The organism is Moheibacter sediminis (assembly GCF_900176425.1).
Classification (GTDB): Bacteria; Bacteroidota; Bacteroidia; order Flavobacteriales; family Weeksellaceae; genus Moheibacter; species Moheibacter sediminis.
The window spans coordinates 17,860-36,400 of the sequence record NZ_FWXS01000002.1; the positions used below are offsets into that span (position 1 = coordinate 17,860).

An 18,541-nucleotide genomic window follows, 5' to 3' on the forward strand; every position below is an offset into this window, starting at 1 on the left:
AGTTATGATTGCAAAAATCGGAAAGGGAAGCAATATGTACGCAGCTATTTTGTACAATCAGCAGAAAGTGGAAAAGGAAAACGGAACGGTTCAGTTGCTGAATAAGATACCCGACACAGTGGACGGCAGGTATTCTGTAGCTTATTTTAATAAATGCTTTGAACCGTATCTATCGGCAAATATTAAAACGGAAAAGACGGTTCGGCATATATCGCTGAACCCAGATCCTTCGGATAAGGTCAGCGATGAGCAGTTTACCGAAATGGCACAGGAGTATATGGAGCGTATGGGCTACGGCAATCAACCTTACATAGTTTTCAAACATACGGATATTGATAGAACGCACATTCATATCGTTTCGACCTGCGTGGGCATTGACGGAAAGAAAATCCCCGATGATTACGACCACCCACGCTCAATGGCAATCTGTCGGGACTTGGAAACGAAGTATAACCTGAACAAAGCAACCGAACAGGAACAGAAACAAACCGATAAGATTTTTAAGCCTGTAAATCATAAAAATGGAAATATAAAGAGCCAAATTGCTACGGTAGTGCGACACTTGCCTAAGTACTACAGCTTTTCTACGATGGGAAGCTATAATGCGTTACTTTCTCTATTCAACATCACAGTAGAGGAAGTCAAAGGCGAGCGGAACGGACAGACCGTAAATGGTTTGGTATATGTAGCATTGGATGAAAACGGAAACAAAGTAAGCAACCCTTTCAAAGCATCGCTTTTCGGCAAAGATGCAGGCGTGGCACAACTGCAAAAACACATTGAACAGTCCAAAGAAAAAATGAAAGTTAACCCTACAAGGTCAGTTTTAAAGAATACCGTTGAATTGGCTATGCACACGACAAGCAATGAAACGGATTTTAGAAAGCAACTGACCGAGCAGGGCATCAATACCGTTGTCCGCAGGAACGATAGCGGACGGATTTACGGCATCACGTTCATCGACCACGAAAGCCGTAGCGTTTGGAACGCTTCAACTTTAGATCGAAACTTATCAGCAAATGTGTTCAATGATTGGTGGAACAACGGAAACAAACCCGAATTAAAGATACAGGATAACCCTGCTCCCACTATGAACGTAATAGACCACCAACCGACAAAAGACCTTTTCGAGTTTATTTCGCAAAAACATTCACCTAATACCAATATAGGATTATTTAATCTGTTACTCGATACACAAAGCGAGGACTACGAAGAAGAGCAGTTTGCCAACCAAATGAAGAAGAAAAAGAAGAAAGGGAGAAGATTGTAATAGACGTTCTCAATTACATAAAGCCGATTATTAATTTTATTAAGTTAAATCAATACTATAAAAATGATCATTTTGTAGTTAGCTATAACGTTTAGAAGTTAAAAGTTTAGTATTTTAGTCGATTCTTAAGGGGTAATAAATCCCTAATCAAATAACGTTTATTTCAATGTCAGAAGAACAGAAGAAAATCTTAGAGCAACAACTCTGGAATATAGCCAATACATTACGTGGGAAAATGAATGCTGATGAATTCCGAGATTATATTTTGGGATTTATTTTTTATAAATATTTAGCTGAAAAAATGGAAATTTATGCCAATTCCATATTGGAAGAAGATAAAATCCAATTCAGAAATATTGATGAAAATACAGCAAAAGGCTTAGAATATATTGAAGCTATTAGAGAAGAATCTCTTGAAACCTTAGGGTACTTTTTAAAACCATCTGAATTGTTTAGTGAAATCGCTAAACGAGGAAATAGCGGGAGCAACAATTTTATTCTTGAAGATTTACAGAAGATATTGACCAATATTCAGTTAAGTACAATGGGAACACAAAGTGAAGAAGACTTTGAAGACCTGTTTTCTGATATGGATTTAAATAGTAATAATTTAGGAAGAACAGCAGATGCCCGAAATGCTATTATTGTAAAAGTGTTGGTGCATTTAGACGAAATTGATTTCAAATTGAATGATACAGAACTCGATGTATTAGGTGATGCTTACGAATATTTGATAGGTCAGTTTGCCAGTGGTGCAGGAAAAAAAGCTGGAGAATTTTATACACCTCAAGAAGTCTCTAAAATTCTGGCAAAAATTGTTACTACAGGCAAGAATAGACTTAAGTCTGTGTATGACCCAACTTGTGGTTCAGGCTCTTTGTTATTGCGGGTTGCAAGAGAAGTAAAAGATGTCAATAATTTCTACGGTCAAGAAATGAACCGTACAACTTACAATCTTGCCCGAATGAATATGATACTTCACGGAGTGCATTATCTAAAATTTGACATTAAGCAGGAAGATACTTTAGAACATCCACAACACGAAGGGTTGTTAGCAGAAGCTATTGTAGCGAATCCACCATTTTCAGCCAACTGGAGTGCCAATCCTTTACATCTTAGTAACGAGCGATTTAGTCAATACGGCAAATTGGCTCCAGCAAGCAAAGCAGATTTTGCCTTTGTCCAGCATATGATACACCATCTTGCAGAGAACGGTACAATGGCTATTGTTCTGCCACACGGTGTATTGTTTAGAGGTTCGGCAGAATTACATATTCGAAAATATCTTATCGAACAGAAAAATTATTTAGATGCTGTAATTGGTTTACCTGCCAATATTTTTTACGGTACAGGTATCCCGACTTGTATTTTAGTGTTTAAAAAATGTAAGGAAGACCCAAACCATATTTTATTTATCGATGCAAGTAAGGAATTTGAAAAAGTAAAAAATCAAAATATATTGCGAGAAAATCACATTGATAAAATTGTAGAAACCTATCGTAACAGAACAGTCATTGATAAATACAGTCATTTGGCTACTTTAGAAGAGGTTGCTGAAAATGACTATAACCTGAATATTCCAAGATATGTCGACACTTTTGAGGAAGAGGAAGAAATCGATATCCAAGCAGTAATGCAGGAAATCAAATTTTTGGAAACCAAACGAGCTGAATTGGATAAAGAAATAGATGTCTATTTCAAGGAATTAGGGCTTGTATTTTAGTTTTTTATATCCTTAATGTTTTTGCTAACGAAAATTAAATCATCGAGATGACAAATAAAAAATTAAAAGTAGGTAACGTTCCAAATTTGAGATTCCCAGGATTTATTGAAGAATGGCAAACGAAGAAATTGGGAGAGATTGCAACATTTTCAAAAGGAAAAGGAATTTCTAAAAGTGATATCGAAGAAAATGGAATTACCGAATGTATAAGATATGGAGAACTTTATACACATTACACAGAAGTCATTAACGAAATAAAATCCAAGACTAATGTAAATACATCTACTTTAGTTTTAAGTGAAGAGAATGATGTTATCATTCCTGCGTCTGGAGAAACAACAATCGATATTGCAACAGCTTCCTGTGTTTTGAAGTCAGGCATTGCATTAGGAGGTGATTTAAACATCATCAAAACAGCGAATAATGGAGTTTTTTTATCCTATTATCTAAACAGTAAAAAGAAAATGGAAATAGCAAATTTAGCACAGGGCATTTCCGTAGTACATTTATATTCGAGTCAATTAGCTTCCCTTACTTTAAGTTTACCAAAACTCAATGAACAAGATAGAATTTCTTCATTTTTGGTTTTACTTGACGAAAGAATCCACACCCAAAACAAAATAATTGAACAATTAAAAACCTTAATTAAAGGGCTAAGTGAAAAGATATTTTCTCAGAAAATTAGATTCAATGAGTTCAATGAGGAATGGGAAGTACAAGGCTTGTATGATGTTTTAGTGAAATTTGATAAAACCACAACGATAAATAATCAGTATCCTATCCTAACTTCTGCTAGAACAGGTATATATTTCCAGAAAGATTACTTTGATGGAAATGAAGTAGCAAGCAAAGATAATAGAGGATACAACATCGTTCCTCGTGGTTATTTTACTTACAGACATATGAGCGATGATGTAACTTTTAAATTTAATATAAACACTATTTGTGATAAAGGAATCGTAAGCACTTTATACCCTGTTTTTACAACTAGTGGTGTAAACGATTACTTTTTAAAAACCTATTTAAATGAGGGACAAGCGTTTAAAAACTATGCATTATTACAAAAGCAAGGCGGGTCGAGAACATATATGTATTATAACAAGTTATCAAAGCTTAAATTACTATTTCCCACTCTCTCGGAACAAAACAAAATTTCTCAATTTCTTTCTTCTATTGATGCCAAGATTCAGGCGGAGAAAAATATTTTGGATAAATATCAATCTCAAAAGAAATATCTGCTACAAAACCTATTTATATAAATAGGTTTTGTAGCAGATACTTTTTCTGTATCTCATATTTTTGCAGTGATTTTTTTCCAATATTTATTTTTTCGTCAATAGTTGACAACAATTTTTCTATTTTATCTTGTTTTTCCGAAGAAGGACAGAAAATAGTAGATTCTCCGTAGTCTTTGAAATAAATGTGTGGAATTCCAGAACCAACTTTGTATTTTTCAAAGTTGAAAAATTTCAAACAGAAGAAAATATATCTTAAATTAATTTCTGACTTTGCAGTTAAATAGTTTAGAGTACCAATAACCGAAAATTTATCCGATCCAAATTGCACCTTTCCAACTCCAGAGCCATCTTTGATTATTAAAACTGCATCTTTATTAATTTGGTAATTTTCCGTAAACGCAATAATACCCGAGGCTCCATAAACTGGATAAACTCCATTTTTATCAATTACATTCGATTCTGTTAATGATGATGAATAACAAGAAACACAATCACTTAATTTTCTATTTGGTACTTGCTTTAGAATTAGTTTTTGACAAAGCCCTTTAATTAAGGTTTTTAATTGTTCAATTATTTTGTTTTGGGTGTAGATACGATCATCCAACAAACTTAATAAAGCGGTTATTCTTTCTTGTTCTTTTAGATCAGGAAACGATAATTCAATTTTTGAAATTCGTCCAACATTGATACTTAAAACCTTTGAGCCTTGAGACTCTTTTTGAATTTGTGTTCTAACTTGATTGGATTTGAATAAATATCCATTAAAGCCCAAATGGAAAATATTTTCTTTTGGTCTCGCCAATAAAGTATGTAACCCTGATAGTAATTTTTCACCGTTAACATTTACAACTTCAATACTTTTACCCACATCATTCAGATCTTCGGAAGCATCTGCAAATATAATGTCTCCTTCTCTGCAATAATTTTCATCTGAAATTCTTTGTAAATTTATTTCCTCATTTATAAAAGGTACTATTTCATTAGTAATATTAAATAAGGTTTGAAATTTAGTATGGATATCGCCGTAATGGATATTCTTTACAGCTCCAGATTCATAATTCAAATTCTCACGCGAAAAGGAATTGGTTACTTTGAAGTCTATAATCTCTCCCAATTTCTTCGTTTGCCATTCTTCAATAAATCCTGGGAATCTCAAATTTGGAACATAGGATTTTATATCTCTTATTCAGAAGATTTGAGAAACATTTGACCTCCAATTCAAACACTAACTCATTTAATTACTTTCTGCTTCCTTTGTCATTTTAAAACTTTAATTCAATAAAATGAACAAAAAACAAATTTCAGAAGTCATTGGTCTGTGGAAAATAGACAAAAAGCAGTACGTAAAAAAATCGAGTTTCTCAGCTTACACGCTCTTAATTGAAAACCATCTAATACCTGTTTTCGGTGATAAATGTGCAATTGAAGAAGCCGATGTGCAAAGCTTTGTATTCCAAAAACTGGAAACCGGTTTAAGTCATAAAACCATTAAGGATATTTTAATTGTCCTGAAAATGATTCTCAAATTTGGTGCGAAAAATAAATGGTTGGATTATACCCCTTTCGATATTCAGTTCCCAACTGAAAGAGAAAAGCACAATATCGAAGTTCTTACCAGAAATGATCAGAAAAAAATTATGAATTATATTCAGGAGCATTTTACATTCCGCAATTTAGGGGTTTATATTTGTTTGAGTGCTGGTATACGTATTGGGGAAGTATGTGCATTAACTTGGGAAGATGTTGATACAGATAATGGAGTTATTAGTGTTAATCAGACGATTCAACGTATATATGTGATAGAAGAAGGAACCAGAAAAACGGAACTTATTCTTGACACTCCTAAAACTAAGAATTCTATCCGTGAGATCCCAATTAGCAAAGATTTGTTGAAGATATTGAAACCGTTTAAAAAAATAGTAAATCCTTCATTCTTTGTTTTAACAAATGATGCCAAACCGACAGAACCCAGAACTTATCGTAGCTATTACAAAAATCTAATGAAAGAGTTGAAAATGCCAGATCTTAAATTTCACGGGTTAAGACATAGTTTCGCTACCAGATGTATTGAAAGTAATTGTGATTACAAAACGGTAAGTGTATTATTAGGACACTCTAATATAAGTACAACCTTAAACTTATATGTTCATCCCAATATGGAGCAAAAGAAGAAAGCAATTGAACAGATGTTTAAAGCATTGAGGTAGTTATGATTTATAACTTTTAAATTTTCAAGCCCAAATAATTTTATGCAATTCTGAAAAGTAAATTTATTTGGGCTTATTTTTATTATTTTAGCCATATAATCACATTGTATAGATAATGACCATAAAAGAGGCTATTTTAAAAAGTTTAGAGGATTTGAACACATTAGCAAATTCAATTGAAATCTGCAATCACATTCTTGAAAACAAATATTATGAATTTGCAGGTAAAACACCAGCTTCTACCGTTTCAGCTCAGTTAGGAGATTATATTCGTAATGGCGATACAAGGGTAAAGCGTCTTAAGCAGACAAATGGGACATATTCTTATTACCTGACAAAAAACGAGCAAAATATTGGTATTGATATTTTGAGTGGCGATATTGAAATGCAAAAAAATCCAGTTGTCAAACTTAAAAAGCCCAAAGTTTACGAAGAACGAGATTTACACAAGCTCCTGAGTAGTTATCTAAAAAATACAGATACTTATTCTAAGACAATTTTTCACGAACAGTCTAATGGTAAAGATAATAATCAAATCTGGACACATCCTGATATGGTTGGAATCAAATTTTTGCATTTACAGACTAAAGCCAGTCAGAATTTTTTAAAGTCAATTAATCGTGTGGACACATTCAAATTGAGTTCTTATGAATTAAAAAGAGAAATTAATAGTGATAGTGAGTTGAAAAAAGCTTTTTTTCAGGCAGTTTCAAATTCAAGCTGGGCAAACTATGGCTATTTAGTGGCATTTGAATTTAGTGATAGTTTGAATGAAGAAATGGCTAGGCTTAATCAATCTTTTGGAATTGGAATTATAGAGCTTAACGCCAATCCATATCAAAGCAAGATACTATTCCCAGCCGTATTCAGAGATTTGGATTTTAAGACTATTGACAAACTTTGTAAAATGAACAAAGAGTTTGAAAAGTTCATCGAACAAACTGAAAAGTTAATGACTGCAAATGAAAAATATATTTCAGGAGCAGAGAAAGAACTTGATGAATTCTGTGACAGTTATTTTATTAACGACACAGAAGTTGAAACCTACTGTAACGAAAAATACATCCCTACCAGCGAAGCATAACAAACATTCCTATTAACTACTTTATACCTGATAATTATTTTGAGCAAACAGTCTGAACAAATTTTAGAAGAACAACTCGTTAACCAATTACAAAAATTGGGTTATAAATATATCACCATTGCTGATGAGAAATCTTTATTGGCAAACCTAAAAACGCAATTAGAAAAGCACAACCATATAAAATTCAGCGAGAGTGAATTTGAAAAAGTATTAAACATTGTCAATAAAGGTTCTGTATTTGAGAAGGCTAAAATATTACGGGAACAGAAACATCATATCATCCGAGATAATGGAGATAATCTATATTTTGAATTTCTTAATGTAGAACATTGGTGTCAGAATGAATATCAGGTTACCAATCAGATAACACAGGAAGGAAAATATCAAAATCGCTATGATGTTACTTTATTGATTAACGGATTACCTCTTATACAAATAGAGCTAAAGCGAAGAGGTTTGGAAATGAAGGAAGCCTTCAACCAAATTAACCGTTATCAAAAACATAGTTTTGGTGCAGGAAAAGGTTTGTTCCATTTTGTACAGTTATTCATTATTAGTAATGGTGTCAATACCAAATATTTTAGCAATTTTGGAACACATAAACAGGAATATCTTCAAACTTTCCATTGGACAGACGAACAAAATAATCCGCTCAACAATATTCTGAATGGTTTCACAGATGCTTTTTTAGAACCCTGCCACATCAGTAAAATGATATGCAAATATATTGTGCTGAATGAAACAGACAAACGCCTAATGGTACTTCGTCCGTATCAGTACTATGCAGTAGAAAGCATTATCAAAAAGGTAACGGAAAATGAAATTTTGAACGGTTACAACATTGAAAAAAACGGATATATCTGGCATACCACTGGAAGTGGTAAAACGTTGACGAGCTTTAAAGCAAGTCAGATTTTATCTAAAATTCCGGCAATCAAAAAGGTAGTATTTGTAGTTGACAGAAAGGATCTGGATTATCAAACCAATCAGGAATACGACAAATTTAACAAAGGTTCTGTCAGTTCTGCAACCAATACAGACGATTTAATACGGAAATTCAATGACCCGAATGTTAGCATTATTGTTACGACCATTCAAAAGCTGAACAATGCTATTTCGGGCAGGAATTTAGTGAAAATGAAATCCATTCAAAACGAACGAATGGTCTTTATTTTTGATGAATGTCACCGTTCTCAGTTTGGCGATACGCATAAAAACATTGTAAATTACTTCTCTAATATTCAATTATTTGGTTTTACAGGTACTCCAATTTTAGCTGAGAATGCAAATGGAGAAAAAACCACAGCAAGTTTGTTTGGCAAATGCTTGCATAAATATGTGATAACCGATGCGATAAGAGATGAAAATGTATTGAAATTTTCAATAGAATACATTCAAACGTTCAAGAAAAAAGAACATATCATTGATTTGAAAATAGAACAAATCAACGAAACGGAAGTATTTGAGGCTCCTGAACGAAAAGAAGCGATCGTAGATTACATTATACAATACCACGATCAAAAAACACAATCCAAGAAGTTTTGTGCAATGATGTGCGTACAGGATATTGATGCTGTTATTAAGTATTATGAAATTTTTAAACGTAAAAAATTAAATGGTGAGCATAATCTTAAAATAGCAACAATCTTCAGTTTTGCTCAAAACGAGGAGGAAATGGAAGATTCCACTTATTCGCAATTAGGAATGGTTGCCGAGCCTCAAGCCGAATACGGATATAGACCTCATCGTAGAGAACTACTGGAAAATTATGTACAAGACTTCAATGATTTATTTGGGGAGAAACAAAATATTAAAGACACCGAAAGTTTTTACAATTATTACAATGCTGTAGCTAAAAAATCCAAGCAGAATGAAACGGATATTCTATTGGTAGCTAATATGTTTTTGACAGGATTTGATAGCAAGTATCTAAACACCTTATATGTTGATAAGAATCTCCAATACCACGGGCTTATACAAGCTTTTAGCCGTACAAATCGTATTTTAGATAAGAATAAAACACAAGGAAATATTGTATGCTTTAGAAATCTCAAAGATAAAACAGATGAAGCTATTGCTTTGTTTAGTAACAAGGAGGCGATTGATGAAATTATAGTTGAACCTTATGAAACATATGTCGAAAAATTCAATGAGACAACTCAAAAGTTATTAGAAATCGTTCCAAAGGTAGACGCTGTTGACAGTTTATATACCGAAGAAGATAAATTACAGTTTATCTTAGCTTTTCGTGCTTTGATACGTTTGCATAAGAAGATGAGTCATTATTCAGAGTTCACGTGGGATGATTTAGATATTGAAGAACAGCTTTTTGCAGATTATACTAGTAAATATTTAGATTTAAAAGATAGACTTGGGTCTGATCCTTCACCCGAAAAAACATCTATTTTGAATGATATAGATTTTGAATTAGAATTGATAAGACGTGATACTATCAATGTTACATATATTATTCAGTTGTTGATTAAATTCAAGTCAAAACACAGTGCGAAAGACAAAGAAAGTATTGAAAAAGAAATTGCCAACTTATTGAATACGGAAGTTTCATTAAGAAGTAAAAGAGAATTAATAGAGAAATTTATTCAAGAAAGCCTGCCAAATATTGAAGATACAGATACTATTCCCGAAGAATTTGAAAAATTCTGGAATGAAGAACAAGAAAATGCCCTTCAAGAGTTAGTAAGATCTGAAAATCTGTCTGAAGAAAAGACAGAAAAATTAATAGAAAACTATCTTTTTACTGAACGTGAACCTTTGCGAAAAGAAATTTTAGCACTTAGAGAAGAAGGAAGACCCAGTGTATTGAAATCTAAAGAAATCGGTGACCGAATCTTGAATAAAATCTTAGATTTTGTTGAGACTTTTGTAAATGGGGTATCAGGAAATTGATGTTTCAATTCTCTCATTTAAGTAATCATTTTACAAAAATCAGAAATATCTAAGAATCATAAGAAAATTAAGGATAGGAAATCTAAAACCTATCCTTTCCATTTTTTTGTATATTTGCTTTGAGCTAACGGAAACAGGTTGAAAAGCAAAGCAATAAGCACCGTTACCAAATCGTTACCTGACTTCTTTGATTATCTCTATAAAAGCTTAGTATTCAAACGATAAGGCTTTTCCCTGAAAACTTTAAAATAAAAAAAACACGGTTTTTACTTTGTCTAGATAAGGAAATGATACTTTTGACGGCATGATTTTTTACATCGTTGGGTATAATTTCATGAGAAAGTAATTCTCTGTAGTAAATAGCTGAAGTATTATACGAATTAAAAAGATTTTGTTTGTAGTTGCTAGTCAGCCCATCTTGTAAATAATCTCCTTTGTAAATTATCTGATTGAAATAATAAAATTTATAATTCTGAGATAGTCGATTCCAGAGAAGAGATTCCAGACAAAAAAATTCTTTCTCGATTTCCGGAAATTTATATTTTTTAGCAATTTCAGTTTTTACACAAATGGCTGTTTCTTCGTTGTACCCAAGCTTATAAGTAAATTCGATAGAAGAAGCAACTATACTAGGTTCGCTAAATGTATGAACCATGCTTTCTCCTGTTTTTTTAAAAGCCTTCATGCCTACCAACCCAATTATTTCATCGTTTAATCTATTGCTGTTTTGATTAAGTATCTCCAATGAATCATCTGTTAAAATATCATCGCTGTCAACAATGAAAAATAACTCTCCTTTTGCTTTTTCTAATCCCAGATTAATGGCTGTATGCTTGCCTCCATTTTTCTTTTTTAGGTAGCTTATATTCAAGTTTTCATTGGAAATGAATTTATTGATGAGAAGTTCAGTATCATCTGTAGATCCATCATCCACAATTAACCATTCAAAATCTTTATAACTTTGTCGGAGTAAACTTTCGTATAAATTTTCAATAATGAATTTTCTATTATAAGTAGGTGTAAAAACAGTAAATTTGAACATTTAATTTTAGTAGTATAGTTTAGTTTTGCAAAACTACACATAAAAATCTTACCTTATGATTATTAACCATCTTATAAGCTTTATATCTTTAAACATATGATTCCTAAGAAAATTCATTACTGCTGGTTTGGTAATAATCCTAAACCTCCAATCGCAGAGTTTTGCATTCAAAGTTGGAAAAAATTTAATCCGGACTTTGAGATTATTGAGTGGAATGAAACCAATTTTGATGTCAATTTAAACCAATTTGCCCGTGAAGCCTACAACAAAAAGAAATGGGCTTTTGTAGCAGATGTGGCAAGAGTTTATGCGTTATTTAATCATGGAGGTTTCTATTTAGATACAGATATGGAAATGAAAGGCCCATTATCAGACTTTACTCACGAATCTGCTATTTGTGGTTTTGAAATAAAAAATCTTCCTTATTCTGCATTCTGGGGAATTGAAAAAGGACACATTTTAGGAGAGAAAATGCTGGCTCATTATAATGAAACTATATTTGAAGAAATTCCCAATACTCATATTTTTTCTAAACTTTTGGTGGAAGAATTTGGTGCAGACGCTGAAAAGGATACTTTTCAAAAATTAAAACATAACGTCAGCCTTTATCCGTCCAATTATTTTTCATTGGATTTGCCGCTCAATTACGTAACTCATCATTTCTCCGGATCTTGGCATGATAGCTGGACAGCCGAAGAAAATCATTATAAGCAAATGGTAAATATGTATGGGATTCTCAATATGCTTTTAAATGAAGAAAACTCCAAGAAAAAAATAACCAATGTTGTGCTCAATCATAAAGCCCTCAATATAGATGATGTACTAGACAAGATACCTACTCGGTATATTTTTAACTACATGAAACAGAAACTAAAGAAAAGAATAGGATTATGATGACAAGGATCAAAAACGCACTTTCGGTTTTGTTGGGAATTAATGAGGTTAAAAAAAAGAAACAGAAAGATTTTTCATTTATAGATAATCCTTTTTCTGAGCAGCAATTGGAAATATTAAATTCAATTTCAATCGAATTTCTATTCAGTGAATTTGGAGAAAACAGAGTAAACGGAGGAGGAAGTGATTTAAATGGCTCACAGCGTTTAGACCCGACTTTATCATCACTAAAAAAGTATTTTCCCAATGCAAAATATACAGTTTATTCTGATTTCGATATAAATATACCAGATGTTGATTTAATTAAAGTAAACTCACCTGTAATGTATCCGGAACATTCCCGATACGGATACAGAACTGCAGATTATTTTAAATTTCAATCTCTTATAAACTCAAAGGCTGATTTCAAATGCATTTTGGATTCTGATATGCGAGTAGTTTCTTCAGATATCGTTTCGCTCATTTACATGACAATCAAATTTGGATTCTGTGTGCCTTACAATGATAGACAACTATTGAGACAAGATATGATTCTCTCAAAAGATACCCAAACCATCAATGATGAAAGTCTCGGGTTAGGACATTCTTACAATCAAAGTCCTATGACTTTATGGAAAGATGATTCCCGGGGTGTAGAATTCTACCAAACCTGTTCGGAAATCATGAAAAAAGACCCGTCCCGGGCTTCACTTGTGATGTGGAAAGCTGCTTGGAAAACGGGTCTATATCCTTATATTTTACCAAAACAATGGTGTGTGTGCGATGGAAACGAGGGGATAGGTGAGGAGGTAATCCTGCATGTTGGTCATAAAAAAGTCAAGGACTTTTATAACTGATTTATTTTTTCACCTTTATCGTACATCCAATTGCAACTGTAGTAGTTTGCTGGATAGGTTTTTTGGCTAATAAAGCATCTACTGCAGCTTCCACATAATGCTCATCTGCATCGCTTGCATCTTCATAATTATTGTCAATCGTACCTATATATTTCACAATGTTTTTACCATTTTCTTTGTTCAGCAAGAAAACATGAGGTGTTTTCGTAGCACCATATAACGGATAAACTTTTTGTCCGTCATCAAATAAATAGGGAAAAGTAAAACCTTTTTCTTTCGAACGTTTTTTCATGTTTTCAAAGCTGTCTTCAGGCTGAACTGTTGGGTCATTTGGATTGATTGCGATGACAGGATAACCTAATTTTGAATATTTCTTATCCAAAGCAATGATTCTGTCTTCATAAGCAATTGCATAAGGACAATGGTTACAAGTGAAAATTACTAAAAAACCTTTAGCGTCTTTATAGTCAGCCAAAGAAACAAACTTATCATTTACATTCTTCAATTTGAAATCTGCTGCAACATCCCCGATATGGTAACCATTGTGAGCTGTAGATTCTTTGGGCTCAGCCATTGCAATTTCAACGGTTGAGGTTTCTGTTTTGGATTGACACGAAGTCAAAACAAATCCGGCAAATAATAGGATTAAAATCTTATTCATAGTTTATAAATTTTCATTAATGATGTCTTCCAATTCATATTGAGTCATTTGTAACTCCTGGAAATGAACTTTCTTTTTATTTTTGTAAAAAATAGTGGCAGGTATAGCGCCGCTCCAGCTTTTGTCGGTAGCAGGTATCCATTCATTCATTTTTTTATTATCATCCAAAAGATATACATCTACATTCAGATGATTGGATTCAATGAATTTTTTCACTTTCGTGTCCATCGCTTTTACATTATCCAATGAAACTAGAATCATCTTATAATTAGGGTCAGATTTGTACAATTCATTTACTTCCATAAAGTGTGGAAGCTCTTCTATACAGGGTTTACACCAGGTCGCCCAGAAATTTACGACGTACAATTTCCCATCATCTTTTTGAATGATAGATTTTAGTTCCTCATAATTTACCGATTTGAGCACATAACTTTCTGATTCTTGTGCATTGCAGCTCCAAAAAGCCAAAAACAAACTTGTCAGCAATAAATTTTTCATTTTATAAATTTAATAGGAAATCAATGAGTAAATTGTTAATGAAGTTTAAATTAAGTAAAATTTAACTTAATAATTCAATGAAATTATTATTCACGTGTAAATACATCAAATTCGTTTTAGTAAAAAAAATTAAATGGCATCTTATTTGTTTAGTGACAACATGATTAAAATCATAATTGATCAAAATCATAATAAGTGAAATAAATTTTAACTCTAAAAATAAATGTTATGAGAAGTATTCTTTGGTTTGTAGCAGTAGTATGTATCATCGTTTGGTTATTAGGATTTTTCATAGAAGGGATTGCAATGTCTCTCGGTGGATTGATACATATTCTACTTGTTATCGCAATTATAGTTATTCTTTACAACATCATTTCAGGCAGAAGACCGCTCGACTGATTTTAAAAAACAATAATTGAAAATTGTGCTGGTAGGAAGTTTCATGCCGGCACAATTTCTTTATGCTTTTTTGAAAAATAATCTTTTGATGGAATGCCCAAATCGTCTGTCATTTGGGTATTTTCTATGTTTGGTAATGTTGTTGAAAATCAAAGCAACAAAAAATAAAATCAAAGTTCCAGTCAATACAGGAGTGAAAACATACAAATAGCCCAATTCCTGAATTTTCTCAGAACCAATTACAGCAATCAGTGCAGCGGCACCACCCGGTGGATGAAGCGCTTTGATCATTTGCATACTTACGATTGAAAGCGAAACGGCAAGCGGAGCAGTTATCCAGATAATGTCAGGCAAAACTTTAGCAATTGACACTCCAATAGCTGCGGAAATCACATTACCCAAAATTAAATTTCTTGGTTGAGCCAGCGGACTTTGTATCGCGCCATAAATCAAAACACTGGAAGCACCGAAAGAACCGATCAGAAATATATTTTCTTCTTTTGTCAATATAAAGCTTTGAAAAAAAGCAATCAATGCAATGCCGATAAACGCACCTAGAAATGACCAGAAATGCTCTTTATAGTCAACCAGCGTTTCTTTATAAATCACATATCTTGAAATCCGTAAACCTCGGTTTATCCTTTTTTTCACTGGTTTGGGTGCTGCTTTTTTTCAGAATTTTTAATGATGTAAATATAAACCAAATGCCTAAAGGCTGATATGAATTAAATCAACATTCGCTGTGTTATACGATATAGTGCCCATTAGTTAAAACGACATTTATTCACCTTATAATATATGTTGTAATTAATAGAATTAACAACAAAAACCACTCGTAAAACACTTGTAACTTCATTTGTTTTCCCTTAAATTCGTTCCCATCCAAACATAATATCAAATGAACATCATAAGCTACAACGTCAACGGTATCCGAGCCGCCATGAAAAAAGGACTCAACGAATGGATTGCTGCGGCACAGCCCGACGTACTTTGCCTCCAAGAAATCAAAGCAAACGAGAATCAAATCGCAAATGAAATGCAGATTTTGACAGATTTGGGATACAATTCCTATTGGCATTCCGCACAGAAAAAGGGTTACAGTGGTGTTGCAATTCTCACCAAAGAAAAACCACTTCATGTCCAATTCGGAACCGGTATCGACTACATTGACAACGAAGGACGCGTTTTGCGTGTAGATTTTGCAGATGTTTCTATCATCAGTCTTTATCTTCCAAGCGGTACCAACCTGGATAGGTTAGATTTTAAAATGCAATTTTGCCATGATTTTTTAAATTACATCAAAGAACTCAGAATTTCCCATCCAAACTTGGTAATTTGTGGTGATTATAATATCTGTCACGAAGCCATCGACATTTGGGATCCGATTCGAAATGCGAAAGTTTCGGGATTTTTGCCGATGGAACGCGAATGGCTCAGCGAATATATCATACAATGCGATTTGATCGATTCATTCCGTTATTTCGTCAAAGAACCGCACCACTACAGCTGGTGGAGCCAAAGATTTCCAAGTGTAAGACTCGAAAACAAAGGCTGGCGTATCGACTACAATATGGTCAGCAAACCATTGGAAAATAAATTGAAAAGAGCAGCCATTTTGCCCGAAGCCAAACATTCCGACCATTGCCCGGTTTTGGTGGAATTAGATGTTTAACTTTAATAAATTTAAATTATATGAACTACTTCACCCCCGAATTCCTACAATTCCTACGAGAATTACCTGCTAATAACAATCGCGATTGGTTTCACGAAAACAAAAAACACTACGAAGAATTTGTAAAATTTCCGTTTGAGAAATTCGTAACAAATTTGATTGAAGCTTTTAAAAATGAAGGTTTAGCTGTTGGCGAATTAACTGCGAAAGAATGCATTTTCCGCATCAATCGCGACATCCGTTTCAGTCAGGACAAATCTCCATATAAAATTCATGTTTCAGCGTTGATTGCTCCCGGCGGACGCAAGAGCATGAACAGTTTTGGAGCGTACATTGAACTTTCTGGCGAACACGTTCGTTTGTACAGCGGTGCTTATCAACCTTCGCCGGAACTTTTGCAGCAAATCCGTCAAAAAATTTATGACGAACCGGAACGTTTGCAAGAATTGATTTCAGATAAAAAATTCAAACAAAATTTCGGAGAAATTCGTGGCGAGAAAAATAAACGCATCAATAAACCTTTCTCCGAAATCATCGAAAAACAACATTTAATTCTCAATAAATCATTCTATTATTTCAAAAATTACGATCCGGAAATCGTTTTGGAAAATGATTTCATCAAACAATTAATCAAAGATTATAAAATCATTCAACCATTGAATCATTATTTCGAAGAAGCGATTCTATAATAAAAACATCAAACTTCCATCTTCCAACATCCAACCAAAAATCTTATCTTTGCAAACCAAAATAATCAAGAACGATGTTCCAGAGTTTACAGGATAAATTAGACAAAGCATTACATACGCTCAAAGGAAAAGGGCAGATTACCGAAATCAACGTTGCAGAAACCATCAAAGAAGTGCGCAGAGCTCTGGTCGATGCCGACGTGAGTTACAAAGTAGCAAAGGATTTTACGGACAAAGTAAAAGAAAAAGCACTTGGGCAAAACGTAATTACTTCCCTGAATCCAAACCAGTTGATGGTCAAAATCGTCCATGACGAATTAGCCGAATTGATGGGTGGTGACAGTGAAGAATTAAATTTATCTGGAAATCCAACGATTATTTTGATTGCAGGTTTGCAAGGTTCCGGTAAGACAACGTTCTCCGGAAAATTGGCAAATTACCTGAAAACCAAAAAGGGCAAAAATCCTTTGTTGGTAGCGGGTGATGTTTACCGTCCGGCGGCGATTGAGCAGTTAAAAGTTTTGGGTGAGCAAATCGGCGTTCCTGTTTATGCCGAGACCGAAAATAAAAATCCGGTTCAGATTGCACAAAATGCTTTGCAGAAAGGGAAAGAAGGAAACCACAATGTGATTATTATAGATACTGCGGGTCGTTTGGCGATTGATGAAGCGATGATGAATGAGATTCGTCAAGTACATCAAACTGTAAAACCTCACGAAACTTTATTTGTCGTGGATTCCATGACCGGACAAGACGCAGTGAACACCGCGAAAGCATTCAATGATGTGTTGGATTACAACGGAGTTATTCTTACCAAATTAGACGGTGATACACGTGGTGGAGCGGCTTTGACGATTCGTACGGTGGTTGATAAACCTATTAAATTCATCTCGACCGGAGAAAAAATGGAAGCTTTGGATATTTTCTATCCAAGTCGTATGGCGGACAGAATTCTCGGTATGGGTGACGTTGTTTCCTTGGTAGAACGTGCGCAGGAGCAGTTTGACGAGGAAGAAGCAAAACGTTTACAAAAGAAAATTGCCAAAAATACATTTGATTTTGATGACTTTTTGAAACAAATTCAGCAAATCAAACGCATGGGTAACATGAAAGATTTGATGGGGATGATCCCCGGAGCTGGAAAGGCATTGAAAGACATTGAAATCGATGACAATGCATTCAAAGGGGTGGAAGCAATTATTCATTCCATGACACCAAAAGAAAGACAAAATCCTCAATTAATTGATGCAAGTCGTAAAAAGAGAATAGCTTCAGGTTCAGGAACTTCTGTTCAAGAAGTCAATCAGTTATTGAAACAATTCTCTGAAATGGGCAAAATGATGAAATTCATGCAATCTCCGGGTGGAAGACAAATGATGCAGGCAATGGGTAAAAATGCGCCAAAAGCTTAATTCGAAAAT

Annotated in this window: 17 protein-coding genes; 12 read left to right on the forward strand and 5 right to left on the reverse strand. The window is 33.7% G+C overall.

Going from position 1 to position 18,541, the window contains the following annotated elements; genetic code table 11:
• Positions 1-4 precede the first annotated feature (4 nt).
• The 3 genes from mobB (at position 5) to B8977_RS03005 (ending at position 4,252) form a co-directional block, all read left to right on the forward strand.
• Positions 5-1,270, forward strand: coding sequence for a conjugal transfer protein MobB (gene mobB / locus B8977_RS02995; protein WP_084016021.1), 1,266 nt, complete (start codon positions 5-7; stop codon positions 1,268-1,270).
• Positions 1,271-1,436: 166 nt separating this feature from the next.
• On the forward strand, positions 1,437-2,993 hold the full coding sequence (locus tag B8977_RS03000; protein WP_084016023.1) for a type I restriction-modification system subunit M: 1,557 nt from the start codon (positions 1,437-1,439) through the stop codon (positions 2,991-2,993).
• 47 nt (positions 2,994-3,040) lie between these two features.
• A complete protein-coding gene (locus B8977_RS03005; RefSeq protein WP_084016025.1) occupies positions 3,041-4,252 on the forward strand; it encodes a restriction endonuclease subunit S in 1,212 nt (403 codons plus the stop codon).
• Here the strand turns inward: B8977_RS03005 and B8977_RS03010 are convergent.
• A complete protein-coding gene (locus B8977_RS03010) occupies positions 4,245-5,387 on the reverse strand; it encodes a restriction endonuclease subunit S (protein WP_084016027.1) in 1,143 nt (380 codons plus the stop codon). The genes B8977_RS03005 and B8977_RS03010 overlap by 8 nt on opposite strands.
• Positions 5,388-5,514: 127 nt before the next feature.
• On the opposite strand from B8977_RS03010, the gene B8977_RS03015 reads away from it, so the two are divergent.
• The 3 genes from B8977_RS03015 to B8977_RS03025 all read left to right on the forward strand — a co-directional run bounded on the left by B8977_RS03015 (position 5,515) and on the right by B8977_RS03025 (position 10,429).
• Positions 5,515-6,438: a tyrosine-type recombinase/integrase gene (locus B8977_RS03015; RefSeq protein ID WP_084016029.1), complete on the forward strand. Its 924-nt coding sequence runs from the start codon at positions 5,515-5,517 to the stop codon at positions 6,436-6,438.
• A 115-nt stretch (positions 6,439-6,553) separates the two neighbouring features.
• Positions 6,554-7,522, forward strand: a complete 969-nt coding sequence (locus B8977_RS03020) for a hypothetical protein (protein WP_084016031.1) — start codon at positions 6,554-6,556, stop codon at positions 7,520-7,522.
• A gap of 39 nt (positions 7,523-7,561) precedes the next feature.
• Complete coding sequence (locus tag B8977_RS03025; protein ID WP_084016033.1) at positions 7,562-10,429, forward strand: type I restriction endonuclease subunit R; 2,868 nt, start codon at positions 7,562-7,564, stop codon at positions 10,427-10,429.
• A 214-nt stretch (positions 10,430-10,643) separates the two neighbouring features.
• Here B8977_RS03025 and B8977_RS03030 read toward each other — a convergent pair whose 3' ends face one another.
• Entirely contained in the window at positions 10,644-11,471 is an 828-nt protein-coding gene (locus B8977_RS03030; RefSeq protein WP_084016035.1) for a glycosyltransferase family A protein, read from the reverse strand.
• A 96-nt stretch (positions 11,472-11,567) separates the two neighbouring features.
• Between B8977_RS03030 and B8977_RS03035 the strand changes: the two genes are divergently transcribed.
• Both B8977_RS03035 and B8977_RS03040 read left to right on the forward strand, forming a co-directional pair.
• A complete protein-coding gene (locus tag B8977_RS03035) occupies positions 11,568-12,365 on the forward strand; it encodes a glycosyltransferase family 32 protein (protein WP_084016037.1) in 798 nt (265 codons plus the stop codon).
• Positions 12,362-13,201, forward strand: a complete 840-nt coding sequence (locus B8977_RS03040; RefSeq protein ID WP_084016039.1) for a hypothetical protein — start codon at positions 12,362-12,364, stop codon at positions 13,199-13,201. The genes B8977_RS03035 and B8977_RS03040 overlap by 4 nt, the downstream gene beginning before the upstream one ends.
• A 1-nt stretch (position 13,202) precedes the next feature.
• On the opposite strand, the gene B8977_RS03045 is transcribed toward B8977_RS03040, so the two are convergent.
• Complete coding sequence (locus B8977_RS03045; protein WP_245828443.1) at positions 13,203-13,775, reverse strand: thioredoxin family protein; 573 nt, start codon at positions 13,773-13,775, stop codon at positions 13,203-13,205.
• Between the two features lie 90 nt (positions 13,776-13,865).
• A complete protein-coding gene (locus tag B8977_RS03050; RefSeq protein ID WP_084016043.1) occupies positions 13,866-14,360 on the reverse strand; it encodes a TlpA family protein disulfide reductase in 495 nt (164 codons plus the stop codon).
• A 228-nt stretch (positions 14,361-14,588) separates the two neighbouring features.
• Between B8977_RS03050 and B8977_RS14980 the strand changes: the two genes are divergently transcribed.
• Positions 14,589-14,759, forward strand: coding sequence for a lmo0937 family membrane protein (locus tag B8977_RS14980; protein ID WP_143736293.1), 171 nt, complete (start codon positions 14,589-14,591; stop codon positions 14,757-14,759).
• Between the two features lie 60 nt (positions 14,760-14,819).
• Here B8977_RS14980 and B8977_RS03055 read toward each other — a convergent pair whose 3' ends face one another.
• Positions 14,820-15,410 (reverse strand): HPP family protein, encoded by a 591-nt coding sequence (locus tag B8977_RS03055; protein ID WP_084016045.1) that lies wholly within the window; start codon positions 15,408-15,410, stop codon positions 14,820-14,822.
• A gap of 247 nt (positions 15,411-15,657) precedes the next feature.
• On the opposite strand from B8977_RS03055, the gene B8977_RS03060 reads away from it, so the two are divergent.
• The 3 genes from B8977_RS03060 to ffh all read left to right on the forward strand — a co-directional run bounded on the left by B8977_RS03060 (position 15,658) and on the right by ffh (position 18,532).
• Positions 15,658-16,431: an exodeoxyribonuclease III gene (locus B8977_RS03060; RefSeq protein WP_084016047.1), complete on the forward strand. Its 774-nt coding sequence runs from the start codon at positions 15,658-15,660 to the stop codon at positions 16,429-16,431.
• A gap of 20 nt (positions 16,432-16,451) precedes the next feature.
• A complete protein-coding gene (locus B8977_RS03065; RefSeq protein ID WP_084016049.1) occupies positions 16,452-17,120 on the forward strand; it encodes a DUF2461 domain-containing protein in 669 nt (222 codons plus the stop codon).
• A gap of 74 nt (positions 17,121-17,194) precedes the next feature.
• Positions 17,195-18,532 (forward strand): signal recognition particle protein, encoded by a 1,338-nt coding sequence (gene ffh, locus B8977_RS03070; RefSeq protein WP_084016051.1) that lies wholly within the window; start codon positions 17,195-17,197, stop codon positions 18,530-18,532.
• Positions 18,533-18,541: the final 9 nt, after the last annotated feature.

Bases quoted from the DNA above. Each gene is read 5' to 3' on its own strand.
- mobB (WP_084016021.1), top strand. From the start codon at position 5: ATGATTGCAAAAATCGGAAAGGGAAGCAATATGTACGCAGCTATTTTG.
- B8977_RS03000 (WP_084016023.1), top strand. From the start codon at position 1,437: ATGTCAGAAGAACAGAAGAAAATCTTAGAGCAACAACTCTGGAATATA.
- B8977_RS03005 (WP_084016025.1), top strand. From the start codon at position 3,041: ATGACAAATAAAAAATTAAAAGTAGGTAACGTTCCAAATTTGAGATTC.
- B8977_RS03015 (WP_084016029.1), top strand. From the start codon at position 5,515: ATGAACAAAAAACAAATTTCAGAAGTCATTGGTCTGTGGAAAATAGAC.
- B8977_RS03020 (WP_084016031.1), top strand. From the start codon at position 6,554: ATGACCATAAAAGAGGCTATTTTAAAAAGTTTAGAGGATTTGAACACA.
- B8977_RS03030 (WP_084016035.1), bottom strand. From the start codon at position 11,471: ATGTTCAAATTTACTGTTTTTACACCTACTTATAATAGAAAATTCATT.
- B8977_RS03035 (WP_084016037.1), top strand. From the start codon at position 11,568: ATGATTCCTAAGAAAATTCATTACTGCTGGTTTGGTAATAATCCTAAA.
- B8977_RS03040 (WP_084016039.1), top strand. From the start codon at position 12,362: ATGATGACAAGGATCAAAAACGCACTTTCGGTTTTGTTGGGAATTAAT.
- B8977_RS03045 (WP_245828443.1), bottom strand. From the start codon at position 13,775: ATGGCTGAGCCCAAAGAATCTACAGCTCACAATGGTTACCATATCGGG.
- B8977_RS03050 (WP_084016043.1), bottom strand. From the start codon at position 14,360: ATGAAAAATTTATTGCTGACAAGTTTGTTTTTGGCTTTTTGGAGCTGC.
- B8977_RS14980 (WP_143736293.1), top strand. From the start codon at position 14,589: ATGAGAAGTATTCTTTGGTTTGTAGCAGTAGTATGTATCATCGTTTGG.
- B8977_RS03060 (WP_084016047.1), top strand. From the start codon at position 15,658: ATGAACATCATAAGCTACAACGTCAACGGTATCCGAGCCGCCATGAAA.
- B8977_RS03065 (WP_084016049.1), top strand. From the start codon at position 16,452: ATGAACTACTTCACCCCCGAATTCCTACAATTCCTACGAGAATTACCT.
- ffh (WP_084016051.1), top strand. From the start codon at position 17,195: ATGTTCCAGAGTTTACAGGATAAATTAGACAAAGCATTACATACGCTC.